This is a genomic window from Yoonia sediminilitoris, assembly GCF_003058085.1.
In the GTDB taxonomy this organism is placed as follows: domain Bacteria; phylum Pseudomonadota; class Alphaproteobacteria; order Rhodobacterales; family Rhodobacteraceae; genus Yoonia; species Yoonia sediminilitoris.
This window is the reverse complement of record NZ_QBUD01000001.1, coordinates 848,260-863,924: the sequence shown is the minus strand read 5'-3', so window position 1 is coordinate 863,924 and position 15,665 is coordinate 848,260. Positions and strand designations below refer to the sequence as shown.

Annotated in this window: 13 protein-coding genes; 8 read left to right on the top strand and 5 right to left on the bottom strand. The window is 52.7% G+C overall.

Features of this window, described 5'->3' with window-relative positions:
• Positions 1-32 precede the first annotated feature (32 nt).
• A complete protein-coding gene (locus C8N45_RS04250) occupies positions 33-581 on the bottom strand; it encodes a recombinase family protein (RefSeq protein ID WP_108385162.1) in 549 nt (182 codons plus the stop codon).
• Positions 582-1,083: 502 nt separating this feature from the next.
• Here C8N45_RS04250 and C8N45_RS04245 point away from each other — a divergent pair.
• From C8N45_RS04245 to C8N45_RS23135, 5 genes are all read left to right on the top strand, one after another.
• Positions 1,084-2,880, top strand: coding sequence for a DEAD/DEAH box helicase family protein (locus C8N45_RS04245; protein ID WP_133175935.1), 1,797 nt, complete (start codon positions 1,084-1,086; stop codon positions 2,878-2,880).
• Between the two features lie 414 nt (positions 2,881-3,294).
• Positions 3,295-3,723 carry a thermonuclease family protein gene (locus tag C8N45_RS04240; protein WP_108384915.1) on the top strand — a complete coding sequence of 143 codons (429 nt, stop codon included), beginning with the start codon at positions 3,295-3,297 and terminating at the stop codon, positions 3,721-3,723.
• Positions 3,724-3,735: 12 nt separating this feature from the next.
• Complete coding sequence (locus tag C8N45_RS04235) at positions 3,736-4,740, top strand: HIT family protein (RefSeq protein WP_211095444.1); 1,005 nt, start codon at positions 3,736-3,738, stop codon at positions 4,738-4,740.
• Positions 4,741-5,647: 907 nt separating this feature from the next.
• Positions 5,648-5,839: a hypothetical protein gene (locus C8N45_RS23395; RefSeq protein WP_211095451.1), complete on the top strand. Its 192-nt coding sequence runs from the start codon at positions 5,648-5,650 to the stop codon at positions 5,837-5,839.
• 323 nt (positions 5,840-6,162) lie between these two features.
• Positions 6,163-6,315, top strand: coding sequence for a hypothetical protein (locus tag C8N45_RS23135; RefSeq protein ID WP_168769395.1), 153 nt, complete (start codon positions 6,163-6,165; stop codon positions 6,313-6,315).
• 596 nt (positions 6,316-6,911) lie between these two features.
• On the opposite strand, the gene C8N45_RS04225 is transcribed toward C8N45_RS23135, so the two are convergent.
• The 4 genes from C8N45_RS04225 to C8N45_RS04210 form a co-directional block, all read right to left on the bottom strand.
• On the bottom strand, positions 6,912-7,187 hold the full coding sequence (locus tag C8N45_RS04225) for a transposase (protein ID WP_108384914.1): 276 nt from the start codon (positions 7,185-7,187) through the stop codon (positions 6,912-6,914).
• Between the two features lie 171 nt (positions 7,188-7,358).
• A complete protein-coding gene (locus C8N45_RS04220; RefSeq protein ID WP_375342461.1) occupies positions 7,359-9,395 on the bottom strand; it encodes a methyl-accepting chemotaxis protein in 2,037 nt (678 codons plus the stop codon).
• A 471-nt stretch (positions 9,396-9,866) separates the two neighbouring features.
• A complete protein-coding gene (gene aroB / locus C8N45_RS04215; protein WP_108384912.1) occupies positions 9,867-10,994 on the bottom strand; it encodes a 3-dehydroquinate synthase in 1,128 nt (375 codons plus the stop codon).
• Positions 10,995-11,552, bottom strand: coding sequence for a shikimate kinase (locus tag C8N45_RS04210; protein ID WP_108384911.1), 558 nt, complete (start codon positions 11,550-11,552; stop codon positions 10,995-10,997). It abuts the gene before it with no gap.
• A gap of 376 nt (positions 11,553-11,928) precedes the next feature.
• On the opposite strand from C8N45_RS04210, the gene C8N45_RS04205 reads away from it, so the two are divergent.
• Genes C8N45_RS04205 through C8N45_RS04195 form a run of 3 tightly spaced genes read left to right on the top strand, consistent with a single transcriptional unit; the run spans position 11,929 to position 15,647 of the window.
• Positions 11,929-13,371, top strand: coding sequence for a hypothetical protein (locus C8N45_RS04205; protein ID WP_245882539.1), 1,443 nt, complete (start codon positions 11,929-11,931; stop codon positions 13,369-13,371).
• Positions 13,372-13,388: 17 nt separating this feature from the next.
• Positions 13,389-14,300: a site-specific tyrosine recombinase XerD gene (locus C8N45_RS04200; RefSeq protein WP_108384910.1), complete on the top strand. Its 912-nt coding sequence runs from the start codon at positions 13,389-13,391 to the stop codon at positions 14,298-14,300.
• A 51-nt stretch (positions 14,301-14,351) separates the two neighbouring features.
• The gene (locus C8N45_RS04195) at positions 14,352-15,647 is read left to right on the top strand and encodes an HlyC/CorC family transporter (RefSeq protein ID WP_108384909.1); all 1,296 of its coding nucleotides are present in this window, start codon (positions 14,352-14,354) and stop codon (positions 15,645-15,647) included.
• Positions 15,648-15,665: the final 18 nt, after the last annotated feature.

Below are 15,665 nucleotides of genomic sequence, written 5' to 3'. Positions count from 1 at the left end.
CATGGGCTACCCTCTAGTATTACTACAGCCAGCTATTGGTTAAGGATGCGATGCACACTCATGCGACTGATCCCCATCTTATCAGCAATCTTGTAGGTGGAGAAACCTTCATCACGTAGCTTGTGGACCTGTGCTCTGTCGATGGTGGCCCTACGACCGTGGTTAACGTAACGACCTTCTGCCTTGGCCTTGGCGATGCCCTCAAGCTGACGCTTCTTAATAATGTTGCGCTCGAACTCAGCGAAAGCACCCATCATCTGCAACTGTAGCTTGGCCATGGCGTCACTACCCTCAGGGTCAAACGTCAGACGCTCTGCGTTAAAGGTAATAGCTACACCCTTATCATTAAGCTGCTGAACAATGTCCTGTAGGTCACGCAGGTCACGCGCCATGCGGTCAATGGAGTGTACTACTACAGTGTCACCCTTGCGGGCATAACTGAGCATCTCTTGCAGTGCTGGCCTTTCGGTAATGTTCTTACCTGACTTCTTTTCCTCAAATACCCTGTCGCATTCACCTAAGTCCTGACGTGCAAGGTTCTGATCTACAGTCGAGACCCGTTTGTATCCAATAACTGCCATATTCCAATTCCGCCTCGGTAGTAACATATGAGTCTAGATGTACCATAAAATGGTAACATAGCAAGTATTTTGTTACCGCATATTAGTAACATTCTGGTAGCACCTCAAAGGTAGACATTAATGTTACTAAAGGGCGGACTTTTGCCCGATTTGTTTTAGAGGCTGTGACTGGAGGGCTGTAGGTATAAAGACGACCCGCCCTACAAATGATGAGGACTGCGGATCGCCTTCTTAGGTGCAGGACGGAGAGATAACGTCCGCTGCCCTGAGTGAGTAATAGAACAAAGTCGATGTGATGTTCTTTGATCTCGGTCAACTCCTATGGCCATCACCTCAGAGCGAAAATTGACCCACAGCGGAAATAGCCCAAGGTGTTTATGGGTGATGGAATGCCGCACTCGACAATCTTCGGTGTGAATGGCAGCCTAAATAGAAAACAGGGCTTGAGGCTTTCCACCGGCAGTGCTTGGCTGTGACAAACTCTGAAAGATTGGAACAATGAGTGGCAGTCAGACTATTCCCCAAAGCTGTTGCGCAAAGGCGTTCTGAGAACGGTGGTTTATCGTACCTGTCTGATTGGCAGGTTCATTCTGCACACATCACCGCTGGGGCTATCTCGTCTTTGGCTTGCGGGCTTGAGACTGGCCCTATCTATGTTCCCATGCCCACAGGCTCAGGGAAAACCACGGGTGCTGTCTGGGGGATCGTGGATTTCGCAGAACAGTATCCGGATAAACGCCTCTGCTTCCTCACGCCCTACAAAGAAGCTGTTGAGACTGTCTATGCCAACTTAGCTAAGCATCTTGGCGATGATATTGTGGGTTATTACCACAGTGACGCTTTCGCTGATAAGAGCGCTGAATTGTCAAAAAGGATTATCGTCCTCACGCATTCATTTATCGAATATAATCAAGGCAGGCTGGACGATAGGGATTTGTTCGTAGTCGATGAAGCCATCTACGCGACTGGCGAGGCATCACTAAAGCTGCAACACTTTGATGAGGCACGCTCTTGGGCAACCAGCAACAATATCTACCCTGAAGCATTTGTTGAACTGTCAGACTTTGCGAATGAACTTGATGTTCAGCTACGTGAAAGTGGTAAGAAGTACGTCGCTCCTCTGCTCGACAGGGAATTTCCGTGGGCGGCGACAATCAATAAGATCAATCTTCAAGAACATAGCCAGACCATTACATCGATGGATGTTCTTGTTGCAGTTCAGCGGTTCTGTGAAGCATTATTGCAGGGGCTGGTATTTTTGTCGAAAGGCAGCAGCGACAAAACACGTTACGATCCTGTATTCTCGGCAGCAGTGCTGGGCATTCCACGGATCGAAAAGACTGTCATACTGAGTGCGACAGGCGGCATGGTTTACGACATCGCTGGTCCCTTTAAGCAAGACCTAGGATCAAGAGAGTATTGGACGCCACCGAGTTATGAGCGTTTGCGATTGGTACAACTTGCCGGGCCAGACATCGCAGGCTCCTATAACACATGGTCTAGTGCTTCTAAGAAGGATCAAGTCACAGCTTATGTGGATTGGTTGTTAACCACGATATCAGAACCGACCATCTATATGACGATGCCGAAAAAGATACTTGAGGGCTGTCTAAGAGGTTATCTCGACCAACAGAAGACTGGTGTGATTGAATATCCTATCAAAACTACAAAGCATGGAAAGCAATTACACATATCCCATCATGCAAGGTCCGTAGGCTCAAATGCCTTCAAGGATTGCGAAGCAGTAGTATATCTTTGGGACAACCACCTACCGCAGAGTGTCCATGTGCAAAAGTTCCATACCCTTGCCGATAAAGAGATCACCGAAGAAGCTTTAGAGGATGCCAATTCAGGAACACTTGTTGGTGACTACAGTCGCATAAGAAAGGCTCAGTTCATCGATAACATGATGCAACAAGTCGGACGTGGGCAGGTACGCTCTATTGACGAATATGCTGTTGCAGCACCAATGACGGCTTATGTCTTAACTGAACCTAACCTATTTGAAAGCCTTGCAGCGCAATATCGAGGATGTACTACAGACCAGTTACAGTATGAGGAAATAGTGGTTAATGAACCTACAGGCCGGATTGCTCGTATTCTCAGCTACATTAGAAATAGCACCACAAAAGCTGACATCCCGGTTAAAGAAATTGAACAAGCTTTGGGCTTTGATCTAAGGCGTTATCGAAGTCAGCTTGAGGGCGATTGGGACCTTGCCATGTTGGGTTATCAGTTCCAAGCTGGCGAGAAAGGAAGAGGCAAAGCTGGGTACTTTAAATGGCTGGGTGAACAATAATCTGGTTGCGGCCCTATCATAAGAATTTTACTCATCTTGATTAACTACAATAATGTACACTTTTCCAATAGAACCTTCCTTGAGAATCTGTACATTTTATGAGCTACCCACTTAAGTATCTGTCTGTAGGAGTACTGATTATTATTTTGTAGTTATTTATTTATGACTTGAGTGATTGACCCAGAGATACAGCCGCCTTCTGATTTTAGGCGTAGCTACAACCGTTTAACCACTGCGCTACATCATGTAAGCATACGCTAAACCACACACAACAAGTTGAAATCGTATCCACATCACCCTCAAGGGACTGCACCTTAGCGACAACTGAAATTACCGTAGAGTGAAATTTGCCTTTTAAGTCATGACGGCACCTATCCCCGAAACGGGGGGCCACCAACGAATGAAAGACTAAAAATGTTGAAGCAAATTCTATCGACCGCTCTTGTAGCCACATGTCTAACAACATCTGCCGCTGAGGCTAAAGAAGTCCGTGGAACTGCCTACGTCCGTGATGCTGATACGGTTGTCGTTGCGGGAACCCCCGTTCGCCTGAATGGTGTAGACGCGCCTGAGACCTCCAATCGCTACGGACGTGAGGCCAAGACTTTCATGGAGCGGCTTCTGCGTGGACGGACTGTAACATGTGATCTGAATGGCGACAGAACTTATGACCGCTGGGTAGGTACGTGCTTTATCAGTGAGGATGGGCAGCAATATGACATCGGCGCAGTTGTCATCTCGAATGGTCATGCCTTGGATTGTAGGCGGTACTCGGGTGGACGCTATCGGTCTCTAGAGCCTGCTGGTGCAAGGTCACGTCTACCTCAAGCCAACTACTGTTAGGCTAGCCCCAACATGGAACAACCTAAAAACAAGTTCGATCTTGAAGACTTCATAATTAACAGGATGCGAATGTCGCATATCTACCAGCCTGTGATGCTCAAAGTTTTGCTGGAGAATGGTGGTCACGCAACAGTGGAGCAAATTGCCAAGGCGCTTCTCAGTTACGACCAGTCTCAAGTGGAATATTACTCCATCAGAACAAAGACGATGGTGGGCCAAGTCCTGACCAAGAATGGTGTAGTTACCCCCACTAAAGATGGCACCAAAATCACTGGATACAGGCTCAATCAGGAGGGCCTCACAGAGGCCGAGAGAGCATCTCTGAGTACTATCTGCGATTCACGACTGGACGACTTCACCAACAGTAGAGGGGACGCCATATGGAGCCACAGGGGCGCTGGGCGTGAATACCTTCCGGGGTCTATTCGCTATCAAGTTCTAAAGCGTGCCAAATACCGCTGTGAGCTGTGTGGCGGACTGGAGGGGCAAGCTGCTCTACAGGTCGATCATATCCTCCCGAAGGCAAGAGGTGGGGCTGATGATCTGTTTAACTTCCAGGCTCTCTGTTCAACCTGTAACGCTAACAAGCGGGACACAGACGATACTGACTTCCGAGGCGTAGCTGAGACCTACAGTGACCGAGAGGTAGACTGTATTTTCTGTGAGTTAGGCGCTGGGCGCATCATAGCTGAGAATGAGTTGTGCATTGCTATTGAGGATGGCTTTCCAGTCACCCAACACCATACGCTAATCATCCCCAAGCGGCACGTTGCTGACTACTTCGACCTCTATCAGCCCGAGCGAAATGCCATTGAAACTATGCTACACGTCCAACGCCAAAGGATACTGGACCAAGACCCAAAAGTGACGGGCTTCAATGTGGGGATCAACGCAGGAGTCTCAGCAGGTCAGACAGTCTTCCACGTTCACGTCCACTTAATTCCACGGCGAGATGGTGATGCGGCTGACCCAAAGGGAGGCGTTCGGGGCGTGATCCCTGGCAAGCAAAAGTATTAGCTCTGAGCTTATCTGGTCAGGTTGCACTGGAACAATACAAGAACATTGCTGTATGAATGCGGGATGCCCTATGCACCTGTCACCTTAGGTTTGAAGTTCGCCGTTAGGGTCCACCACCTGACTGCACGTGATGTTTTGGTTGTCACCTGTCCTGCGTGTCACAAAGGCTATTGGGTGGCTACACACATCCTCTACGAGCGTTTCCATGAGTACCAACCGATAGAAGTCATAGCGAAAGAGTTTGTCTGCAAGAGGTGTGGTAACAAGCGGGATATGTCTTGGCGTATAGAAAGAGCAACAGGCCCTGAGTTTCCTAGATCGGCATAGGTTATGAACCTTCAAAGCGGATATTCGCCGCAACAATCACCATTGACTACTATGCGGACTTTTGCGGTCATTAAGTAAAAAACCAAAACCGTAGCGAACGGCCCATACCGGACCTTGGCCCAAGTTCGCTTTTTGCCGAGGTGCAGCTTCCCCTAAGCTGAAATTGAGCCTCGCCTTCTCTCATTACAGGGCCAACGGAAACAAGGATCATCGGTGCTTTCTGGGAGCTTGAATCTTTTCCAACTATTTGAAAGCGTCCGTTACGCTGATGGTTGTGGAATAGAGTAGACAAATTCTTTACCCAAAGGACTCTGATCGGATCAGATTTCGCGGTTGAATTCTGACTATATGTTGTTGATTTCATGGCCTTCTTCTTTCCCGTTGACTAAGACCGCCAGCACACGTTTTAACAGTCTCATCGTGGGGGCGATTCTAACTTAGGTGGATTTCATGAAGAAAACCGTATTACTGCTGTCTGTCGCTGTTGCTGTATCAGCTTGCGCCAAACGACCCTGATGCAATTGCTCCAGTAGCAATGGGAGATGCGTTCAGCAGCTTGTCCTGCAATCAGGCTCGCACAATGTTGAACACCGAAAGGTCGACGCTTGCCACTCTGTCAGCTGCGCAAACCACAGCAGCAAACAACGATGCATTCGGCGTGTTTTTGATTGGTGTTCCGATGGGAAGCGTGACCGGCGGCGATAACGAAGGCAATATTGCAGCCTCAAAGGGTAAGATTCTGGCGCTCGAGAACCGATTGGTGACCTGCTAGACGCACCAGCATGGGTCGGAAGCGCTCACTTTCGGCCCATTGCTGCCGTGGCGCATTGCCTTCTCTTGTTACGCTAGCAGCCCGCTTAAGCAGCCTGACCATTTTGATTTGTCTTGGAGCGAGATACAAAAAGCAGGCTGCTACCATCATCCTGCCTCTGCAAGTCTTTCACGCGGAACCCACAAATTTCGGAAGCCCGGCACCAACTTTCGGTTGCGATCCAAAGAAGAGCCTTGTCTCGCATCTCAATCCGGGTGTCGCAGCGTTAGCGATTTGTTAACTTTCTCGAAGCTAAGCTGGCTTCAAGCCGAAGGAGAAATGAAATGAGAGAGAAAATGACGCAGCAGTGCATAATCGACTTGGAGACTGCCTTGCTCGAATATGTTGAAAAGTATGGACCGACTGAACAAGCAAAGCGGGTAATCAGTCGCCTGACGATTGCCAGAGTAGCCTTCGGGAACAACCTTGATCAGTGAACGACAACCAACGGTCCAGAAAGGGCATTTGCCCTAGCAGTCGCGCCGTGACGTTCTCTTGGACATGTGCTGTCTCTAACTGCGGTCTCAGCACCAAATACAGCAAACGACGCATTAAATAAGGTACACAAAATACACCTTATATGGTACACAGAACTAAGCCAAAATTCAATTAAGTATCTGTTATAATTACAATACTGAAATTCCTACAGTCCTACCGTCGGAGCCATTAAATCCACCCTACATCAACAAGATAGAAGATTTGATGGCACCATGCCCAAGTCATGGGTAGAGCTTCGGGGGCCATCTAGGGCCAAAGTAGTTTATCCGGCGGTTAAAGCTCTGTTTTAACACCAATTTTCAGTTAGCACTTTGATCAGTCGCCTTGCCCAGAGGTGGTCTCGGAAATTCGGAACAGTCGTTAAGGTGGATCGCATGTCGAAAGAAGTGATCCAGAATGAAGAAACGAAAGAACCATTCACCACCCTGATCTCACTTTTGATACTGAAAGACTGACCTGTGCAGGTCCGCAAATTCACACGCCCGACACTCAGACAAGCCGTACCGATCCATCATGTCCGACACTGCCTTGCGCCTTACATCAGGCGTTTATAATTTCTTGTGGCGAGATTCATAAGCGCGGCGTTGTCCAAGATCGCATCCGCCAGCATACGCTTCAGCCGGTTGTTCTCATCCTCGTGAGCGCGCAGCTTCTTTGCATCTGACACGTTCATGCCGGCAAACTTGGCCTTATATTTAGAAAACGTCGCATCGCCGATCCCGTACTTTCGACACATCTCATGCGCTTTCACTTCAGCCTCACATTCCCTGATAATCCCAATGATCTGTTCATCTGTAAATCTGAGTTTCATAGTAAATCCTTTGCTTAGACGGATTACTAGCGACTCAGTGGCCTGATTTCAGGGGGCTGGGTCACGTTCAAAGCGTGAAACCGAACGTTATGGATGTCCTTTCCATTGCGCTTCCTTGAACTAATCTTAGACCAATTCTTGGCGAACGTTTTGAAGTCTCTACACTCTTCTTCAGAACTCTTCCCAACCGACGTCATTATCGGTACCGGTGCTTTGTAGAGGCATGGGGCCAGTTGAAGCTGGCGAGGGCGGCACTGACTGGCGATCAGTTTCTTTGTTTGGCCTTGAAGGCCGCGTGAGTTGTATCGGCTTTTCCTTCGTTTTCGCAATGGGCGCAGCTCGTGACATGCGAGCCCCCGCACTCATAAGGCGGAATTGGGCAACCAGATCAGCAAGTGTCTGCGCTTCTTCATTCAGTGAGTGGCTGCGTGCAGTTGCCTCATCAACCATCACTGCATTCTGTTGTGTGACCTGATCCAGTTGAGTCACGCCAATGTTGATTTCGCCTAGCCCGGTTGATTGTTCTTGCGCGCTGGTCGAAATCTCACTCATGAGTTCAGAAATGTGCGCAACCCGTTCCACGATCTTGTTCAGCGAATCCCCAGTCTGACCGACAAGCGTGACGCCTTTTTGCACCTGCGCGGAGCTGCCGCCGATCAAATCCTTGATCTGTCGCGCCGCGTCTGACGACCGCTGTGCCAAGGCGCGCACTTCAGACGCGACGACAGCAAAACCTCGACCGGCTTCGCCCGCGCGCGCAGCCTCAACACCAGCATTAAGCGCCAACAGGTTGGTTTGGAAGGAGATATCGTCAATCACTCCGATAATCTTTGTAATCTCATCGGAAGATTTTTCAATTTCCGTCATGGCTTTTACAGCGTTCCCCACGACAATGCCGCTTTCATCAGCGTCGTGTCGGGCGTCCGACACGATCTGCTCGACTTCTTTGGCTCCAGCGGCCGCGGAACGCACACTTGCCGTCATTTCGTCCAATGCGGCAGCCGTCTGTTCCAGAGTTGCGGCTTGCGTTTCAGTGCGCCGCAACAGGTCATCAGAGGACTGGGTCATGCCTTGCAACGACTCGCGTATTTGGCCTGTTCGGTCGACGACGCCACCCATTGTCTTGTTCAGGTTTTCAATTGTTCGATTGTAGTCGCGGCGAAGTTGGTCATAGTCACCTTTGAATTCGGTGTTGATCTTGGTTGTCAAATCACCATCCGCCAGTTTTCCGAGGGCAACGCTCAACCGCTCCACAACAGTCTGCTGTTCAGCCTGGAGTGATTTGCGCTCTTCTTCAGCATGTTGGGCGTCGCGCAAGCCATCACGAAACGCAACCAATATCCGAGCAAGACTGCCAATTTCGTCCTGCCGACCAGTATCCGCGATTTCATGATCAAAACGTTGATTGGAAACCGCCTCCATGCCGTCCCCCAAGCGGACCAAAGGCACCGTTACGGTTCTAGCGGTCATCACCCCAAGCCCTACTGCGAGTAGGGCCCCAAGACTTGTCACCAGCAGTACGATATTGCGGACACCCACCACTGGCGTCATGACTTCGGCAAGATCCAGTTCCGCGATCAGACCCCAATCCTGCCCAAACACATTTAGTGGTGCGGTTTCGGCGATCACAGGCACCCCATGTACCCCATCAGCACGTGAGAAAAACAGCGTTTCGCCGGACAATGCCGCAATGACATGCTCCGTTTTTTTCGTAGGATCGAGAATCGAGAATGTGTTGTCGTAGCGTGCGTCGCTTCTTTTGGAAAAATCCGGACCAACGGCATACATTTCACCCAGTTCCCCCATTCCAGTCGGGTTGTTGAGGACCTGAGAAATCAGTTCCGATGGCACCTGGATGGCGAAAACACCGATTTGCGCATCACTTTCGTCGATAATCGGTGTTGCAATAAAAGCTGCGGGTGCATCTGCACTGGGACCGTAGGGCAAGAAATCGACGAAATGAAGGGATTGACGGTCTGCGCCATTTGCGGCCCGAAACGCTTCCCCAAGTCCTGAACCAGCAAATTCACCATCGATCAAATTTGTCGCAAAATCAGCCTCTTTATAGACCGAATAGATAAGATCACCTTCATTGTTGAAAATGAAGATATCATGGTACCCGGCATAGTCCTTGATGTGCCTAAAATGCGGATGATAGGTCGCGTGCTGAAAGTTGTAAGGCACGCTTTCTTCGGCGCGGTCCAACATATCCTTTTCGCCCTCTGGGAACGGATTATCCGTGATGTAGGCGCGCTGACGTTCTGCCTTGGGATCATCCGCCAAGAGAGCGAATGAAATATTGAAAGCCTTTGAAGCAGCGACGACCGTGGGGTCTATGCCAAACTGTCTGATATCTTCCATTACCGACCCTGACCATGTTTCCAGCGCGCGGCGCCGTTCGTCCGTTAGAATGCTGAGGGTGTTTTGTTGCACATCCAGAATGCTTTGCTGAAACTTCTGGTAGCTCAGAAAGCCCACGGTGGCCGAAACAACGACGCAAAGCAGTGCAATGACAATCGGTAGTTTCTTTGAAATCTTGATCGAACTGAACATGACACTTTGCCTCTAGGTCGCATGACAACTAGAAGTCTCATAGGGTCCGGAAATTAAAATCGACTTAAGTAGGAACAAACAAACTGTTCTGCCAAGAAAACGCCACGCCGCCCTCGTGGGACAGTGTTAAGTCAGTATTTTCTGTACCTCCAACGCATCCGACAGAACCTGCAAAACAGTTTCTTGTGGTACGTCAGATGACACAAAGGTGGCGCCTATTCCACGCGCCAGAACAAAGCGCAACTGCCCATCCAGCACCTTCTTGTCCTGCCCCATCAGCGCCAAAATCCCCTGCGCGTCAGGCAAATCTCCGGGAATGTCCGCGATATCAACCTTCAAGCCCATGCTCTTAAGATGCGCGCGGACACGGCTTGGATCCTCTTGGCTGCAAAGCCCCAGTCGCGCAGAAAGTTCAAACGCCAGCGCACATCCAATCGCAACCCCTTCGCCATGCAGCAGTCTGTCGGAATAGCCGGTCGCGGCCTCAAGCGCATGACCGAACGTATGCCCAAGGTTCAAAAGTGCCCTGTCGCCCTTTTCGGTCTCGTCCCGCTCGACGATGTCTGCTTTCATCTCACAGGATCGTTTGACAGCCTGAATGCGCGCCGCCATATCGCCGCGTGCCATTGCGGGCCCCTGTTCTTCGAGCCATGCGAAAAACCCTGCATCCCCGAGCAAGCCGTATTTGACGACCTCACCATAGCCCGCCAGAAAATCACGGGCGGGCAATGTGCCAAGCAGGTCAGTATCGGCAAGCACCAGACGCGGTTGGTGGAACGCCCCGATCAGGTTCTTGCCGTGTGGCGAGTTGATCCCTGTCTTGCCGCCGACCGAACTGTCAACCTGTGCCAGCAATGTCGTTGGAATCTGTACGAAACTGACCCCACGGCGCATGATCGCCGCCGCAAAGCCCGCCAGATCACCAATGACACCCCCGCCAAAGGCAATGATGACATCGTCACGTTCGACTTTCTGCGCCAAAAGCCATTCAACGGTACGTTCGAGCTGCGCCCAGCATTTCGTGGCCTCGCCAGCAGGCAAAGCGAGCGCCTCCGACGTCAGACCGGCATCGGCCAATCCCGCCTGCAAGGTCGCCAGATGCAGCCCAGCCACGGTTTGATCAGTCACAATGCAAATATGCTTGCGGCGTCCAAGTCCCCTGCAAAACGCCCCCGCCTGCCCCAGCAGGCCAGTGCCAATGTGAATATCATAGGCCCGATCACTCAGATCGACGCGCACTTTTGTCGCGGTCATTCAGGTCGTCTCCAATAGGTCGGGGGCGGACGCGAGCAGGTCGATCACCCCTTGAGTCGTTTCTTCAATGGATGCATCGCGCCGGATCGGCAATCGCAACCCGGCCATTGCGTAGACCGGGCGACGTTCCCCGAATATCCCGGCCAGCGTTTGCCGCGGGTTTTCGGTGCGCAAAAGCGGGCGGGTGTCCTTGTGCCGCACCCTGTCCCATAGGGTCGAAAGGTCGGCGTCGAGCCACAGCGCTATTCCCATTTGCGCAATCGCCTCGCGGTTTTCAGCCGACATGAATGCCCCGCCACCAGTGGATACAATCCCCGGCTTGCCAGACAGCAATCGGCGCAGCACCTCCGTCTCGCGTTTGCGAAAGAATGCCTCGCCATCGCGTTCAAAAATCTCCGCGATGCTCAGTGCTGCAGCCTCTTCGATGGCGCCATCACTATCGACAAACTGCACCCCAAGCCGTGACGCAACTGCGCGGCCAATCGCGGTTTTTCCCGACCCCATCATCCCCACAAGCACAACCGTCCGCTTGAGCTGATATTCAGGTTGTTCTGACATCTGGAAGCTGTCCCTTTGTCCGCCGCACCGGCCGTTGATGAAATTTAATGAATGAATGCCGTGATCTTGCACGAAAGACCATATATAAACGTCGATAAAGGTGGCATTGAGACCACCACCCGAGGCAGAAATAACTAAGGTGAGGTACGCGATATGTGGCGACTGACAAAGGTTTTGATCTATTTACTGCTAATCGCCACGCTCGGCTTTATAGCCTACGCGTATATCGGTCCCGTCTTTTTTCCTGCTGATTTTGCTGCCCCAACTCAAGAGGTTACAAGCCCTGTTACATTGGAAACGAACTAACGTCTGGTCGCTGACCGGCCTGTTTTGCGTTCTCGCCAATGCAACGATCGGGCAAGAGGACGGCAGCCCCTTGTCCGCAATCGAGTGGCTGTCACGCAGTATCGAACCCGCCGCCATTGCAGAGCCGCCAGTGGCCGATCGCATCACAATACCAGAAGTGACCGTGACGCCGCTTGATCGCCCGTCCAAAGATAGAATTGGTCTGCTGCCAAGTCATGTCACCGGTCTGCCCCCGACAATCTGGTCCAATAGCGATGAAGACACGCTGGTGGCGCTGGTGAGGGCCGAGCGGGTTGAAACACTGCCCGCGCTTCAGGACTTTCTGCGCGTGATGATGTTGGCCGAGGCAGACCCGCCGCGTGGCGCCGGACCGGAAGGCGCATTGTTTCTGGCCCGCATCGACAAGCTGCTGGATCTGGGCGCGCTGGAACCGGCAAAATCCCTGATCGAGGAAGCAAACCCTGATACGCCCGCCCTGTTTCGCCGCTGGTTTGATGTGGCCTTGTTGAACGGCACCGAAGATCAGGCCTGCAATGCGCTGCGCAGTGCCCCGTCTGTGGCCCCCACGGCGTCTGCACGCATTTTCTGCCTTGCCCGCAACGGCGATTGGAACGCAGCCGCCTTGACCCTGAACACCAACCGGGTGCTGGGCGATATCAGTCCCGCGGAAGAGGCGCTGCTGTCGCGCTTTCTGGACACGGAACTTTATGAAGGGGAACCACCGCTGCCCCGGCCGGAACGAGTCAGCCCGCTGGTTTTTCGGATGCACGAAGCCATTGGCGAACCGCTCATCACCGCAAACCTGCCGCTGGCTTTTGCGCATGCTGATCTGCGCACGACAACTGCGTGGAAAAGCCAGCTTGGCGCGGTTGAGCGGCTGGCCAGACACGGCGCTGTGTCGGAAAATGTCATGCAAGATGTCTATACCGCACGCACGCCCGCCGCATCGGGTGGCGTCTGGGACCGGGCAGAAGCGATGCAAAAATTTGATACCGCCCTGAAATCAAACGAAATAGATCAAATCGCATCCACGTTGCCCGCCGCATGGGAAGCCGTCAAATCGGCGCAGGCAGAAGTGCTTTTTGCAAAGCTCTATGCGGCAGACCTGCAAGAGCTTCCGCTACAGGGTCAAACTGACGATATCGCATTTGAAATAGGCCTGTTGTCGCAAAACTATGAGCTGGTCGCCCGAAGCGGCGCCAAGACCGGCAAAGATCCCTTTATGATCGCGCTTGCGCGTGGCGCGCCACAAGAGGTCCGCACAACAGACCCCTTGCGCATCGGCATTCAGGCGGCATTCAACGGTGCGCCGCCGCCGCAGGTGCTCTTGAACCTTGTTGCCCAAGGTAAACTGGGTGAGGCGCTGCTGCGTGGCATGGCTATTTTTCATGAAGGTCTTGCTGGCGATGTGCGCTCTGTCACCGATGCACTGGCCCTCTTCCGTTCGGTCGGGCTCGAAGACCTTGCACGGCGCACCGCCCTGCAATTGCTTATTCTGGAGCGTTCCGCGTGAGCGATCCGGGGTTGCCCATGGCGCGGTGGGTGCAGGTGTTTCTGGAAGCGCAGGCTGCCGAACTTGACGCTGCCACCAATACGCAATTGGCCTATGCCCGGGATTTGCAGGGCTTCGCTGAATGGCTGGCTGAAAAATCGCTGCATTTTTCAACGGCCACGCGGGACAATATCGAAGGCTACATGATCGACTGCGAAAGCGCGGGGCTGGCAAAATCCACCCGTGCCCGCCGCCTTTCCGCGATCAAGCAACTGTATCGCTTTGCCTTTGACGAAGGCTGGCGCAATGAAAATCCCGCTATCCAGATCAGCGGCCCCGGCAAATCCAAACAGCTTCCCAAAACGCTTGAGATCGCAGAGGTCGATCAATTGCTTGCAGCGGCACGCAGCAGCCCGCGCGACAGCTTGCGAAACACATGTTTGATGGAACTTCTTTATGCGACAGGCATGCGAGTGTCTGAATTGGTCAGCCTGCCCGTCACTGCTGCGCGGGGTGACCCGCGCATGTTGCTGGTCAATGGCAAGGGCGGTAAGGAACGGCTTGTTCCGCTGTCGCCCCCTGCCCGCGAAGCCATGGCCGCCTATTTGACCGAATGGGACGCGACCCAGGAACTGGTGGCACAACAGGGCAAGCCGGTTTCGAAATTCCTGTATCCGTCCCGCGGTGCTGCGGGCCATATGACGCGGCAGCGGTTCTTTCTGTTGATCAAGGAATTTGCGGTGCGCGGCGGCGTCTCACCCGCCAAAGTGACGCCCCACACGTTGCGCCACGCCTTCGCCACGCATCTTTTGGCGGGTGGTGCCGATTTACGCGCGATCCAGATGATGCTGGGACACGCAGATGTGGCGACCACGGAAATCTACACGCATGTGCTTGATGAACGGCTCAAAGAATTGGTACTTGAACACCATCCGCTTGCAAAACCTTGAAGCAACCCCGCGCAATCCCCATAACAGCAGCGTATGATTTGAAAGCCTGAAATGGAAACCACAGTTTTTGACGCTGCCTTCTGGATCACCGCCGGGGCGATACTTGTCCTATTAGTCCTGTCGGGCTTCTTTTCGGGGTCTGAAACCGCCCTGACAGCCGCATCGCGTGGCAAACTGCGGGCCGCTGCTGACAAAGGATCAAAAGGGGCCGAAAAGGCGCTCAAGATCACCGAAGACAACGAGCGGCTGATCGGCTCGGTGCTGCTGGGCAACAACGTTGTCAATATTCTGGCCACATCGCTGGCGACCGCTGTTCTAACGCAGGCCTTCGGGCAAAACGGGGTGGCCGCCGCGACGCTGATCATGACGTTGCTTGTGCTGATCTTTGCCGAAGTGCTGCCGAAAACATTTGCCATCACCTATCCGGAGTCCGTCGCGGCACGGGTCGCTGGTATCATTAGCCTTGTCGTGCTGGTGTTTTCGCCAATGGTAACAGCCGTGCGCTATCTGGTGCGCGGCGTTCTGTTTGTGTTCGGCGTGCGCACCGACCCCGACAGCCACATCCTTGCCGTGCGCGAAGAAATTGCAGGCGCCCTGTCGCTTGGCCACTCTGAGGGGATCGTGGAAAAAGAGGATCGCGACCGTATTCTGGGCGCGCTCGACCTCAATGACCGCACCGTGGAAGAGGTCATGCTGCACCGCTCTGGCATTGAAATGGTCGACGCGAACTCTCCGGCCGATGATATTCTGGCCCAAATCCTGACCAGCCAGTTCACCCGCCTTCCCCTGTTCCGCGACGATCCTGAAAATATCGTCGGGGTCGTCCATTCCAAAGACCTGCTGCGCGCGATGCATAACCTGCTTACCAGCGGCAACGCACAGGGGCTCGCCGAATTTGACGTGATGAAAGTCGCGATGGAGCCGTACTTTGTGCCCGAAACCACGACACTTGACGACCAGATGCGCAACTTTCTCAAGCGCAAGACCCATTTTGCCTTGGTGGTTGACGAATATGGCGGGCTTGAAGGGCTGATTACGCTGGAAGATATCCTTGAGGAGATCGTCGGCGAAATTGCAGACGAATTCGACGAGGATGAAAGCGACCAGATCGCACCGACCGACGACGGTGCCTATATGGTCGATGGCGGCATGACGATCCGCGATCTGAACCGCGCCCACGACTGGAACCTGCCCGACGATGAAGCCAACACAATCGCCGGACTCGTCATTCACGAAGCACAGATGATCCCCGTTGTGGGGCAGGTGTTTTCATTCCACGGCTTCCGTTTCGAAGTCGTCAGCAAGGAAGAAAACCGGATCGCCACTCTGAAAATCAGAAAACTCTGACGCGTTCAGCGCGGCGAC

Excerpts from the sequence above, each read along its gene's own strand:
- aroB (WP_108384912.1), bottom strand. The coding sequence starts at position 10,994 with ATGACCGCGACAAAAGTGCGCGTCGATCTGAGTGATCGGGCCTATGAT.
- C8N45_RS04210 (WP_108384911.1), bottom strand. The coding sequence starts at position 11,552 with ATGTCAGAACAACCTGAATATCAGCTCAAGCGGACGGTTGTGCTTGTG.
- C8N45_RS04225 (WP_108384914.1), bottom strand. The coding sequence starts at position 7,187 with ATGAAACTCAGATTTACAGATGAACAGATCATTGGGATTATCAGGGAA.
- C8N45_RS04195 (WP_108384909.1), top strand. The coding sequence starts at position 14,352 with ATGGAAACCACAGTTTTTGACGCTGCCTTCTGGATCACCGCCGGGGCG.
- C8N45_RS04220 (WP_375342461.1), bottom strand. The coding sequence starts at position 9,395 with ATGTTGGACCGCGCCGAAGAAAGCGTGCCTTACAACTTTCAGCACGCG.
- C8N45_RS04240 (WP_108384915.1), top strand. The coding sequence starts at position 3,295 with ATGTTGAAGCAAATTCTATCGACCGCTCTTGTAGCCACATGTCTAACA.
- C8N45_RS23135 (WP_168769395.1), top strand. The coding sequence starts at position 6,163 with ATGAGAGAGAAAATGACGCAGCAGTGCATAATCGACTTGGAGACTGCC.
- C8N45_RS04235 (WP_211095444.1), top strand. The coding sequence starts at position 3,736 with ATGGAACAACCTAAAAACAAGTTCGATCTTGAAGACTTCATAATTAAC.
- C8N45_RS23395 (WP_211095451.1), top strand. The coding sequence starts at position 5,648 with ATGTTGAACACCGAAAGGTCGACGCTTGCCACTCTGTCAGCTGCGCAA.
- C8N45_RS04250 (WP_108385162.1), bottom strand. The coding sequence starts at position 581 with ATGGCAGTTATTGGATACAAACGGGTCTCGACTGTAGATCAGAACCTT.
- C8N45_RS04200 (WP_108384910.1), top strand. The coding sequence starts at position 13,389 with ATGGCGCGGTGGGTGCAGGTGTTTCTGGAAGCGCAGGCTGCCGAACTT.